Genomic DNA, 1,093 nt, shown 5'->3' on the forward strand with positions numbered 1-1,093 from the left:
GGTGGTGTTTATTTGCCAGGTTCCGTCCTTGGACTTTTCCTTGTTTCTTCATTCCTTGAAGAGGTAAAAACTGAATTGTGTGCTGCGAGTAGCCCCGAAAGGCGCGCTATAATTTTTGTAACGTGCAACTTGTTTCCGTGTTGCAGACTTGGTCAGGGTTCATCCCCGACGTTAGCCTTCGACCTACGCGTTTAAGCGTTTTCTCCGTAGAAAGGAGGTGATCCAGCCGCAGGTTCCCCTACGGCTACCTTGTTACGACTTCATCCCAGTTACCAACTACACCTTAGGGCCCTGCCAATGTTGACGCAGGCACTTCGGGTGCGATCGGCTTCCATGATGTGACGGGCGGTGTGTACAAGACCCGGGAACGTATTCACGGCACCGTAGCTGATGTGCCATTACTAGCGATTCCAACTTCATGGAGGCGAGTTGCAGCCTCCAATCCGAACTGAGCCCAGTTTTGTAGATTTCCTCCACCTCGCGGTCTCGGTTCTCATTGTACTGGGCATTGTAGTACGTGTGCAGCCCTGGGCGTAAGGGCCATACTGACCTGACGTCATCCCCACCTTCCTCCCAGTTGATCTGGGCAGTCTGGCTAGAGTCCTCAACTTAATGTTAGTAACTAACCACAGGGGTTGCGCTCGTTGCCGGACTTAACCGAACATCTCACGACACGAGCTGACGACGGCCATGCAGCACCTGTGCAAGGCGTCCGAAGACTCATCGGCTTTCACCGAATTAGCAATGCATGTCAAGCCCAGGTAAGGTTCTTCGCGTTGCATCGAATTAAGCCACATACTCCACCGCTTGTGCGGGTCCCCGTCAATTTCTTTGAGTTTTAGTCTTGCGACCGTACTCCCCAGGCGGTGCGCTTAACGCGTTAGCTCCGGCACAGATGGGGTCGAACCCACCTACACCAAGCGCACACCGTTTACTGCCAGGACTACAGGGGTATCTAATCCCTTTCGCTCCCCTGGCCTTCGAGCCTCAGCGTCAGTAAATGTCCAGTAACCTGCCTTCGCCGTTGGTCTTCCTCTCGATATCTACGCATTTCACTGCTACACCGAGAATTCCAGTTACCCCTCCATTACTC

Annotated in this window: 1 rRNA gene; it reads right to left on the reverse strand. The window is 53.2% G+C overall.

The annotated features are described in order from the left end of the window. Positions 1-210 precede the first annotated feature (210 nt). A 16S ribosomal RNA gene (locus BUB27_RS18805) occupies positions 211-1,093 on the reverse strand; the annotation flags it as partial.

Origin of the sequence: Rubritalea squalenifaciens DSM 18772, from assembly GCF_900141815.1 — a bacterium.
GTDB classification, from domain to species: Bacteria; Verrucomicrobiota; Verrucomicrobiia; order Verrucomicrobiales; family Akkermansiaceae; genus Rubritalea; species Rubritalea squalenifaciens.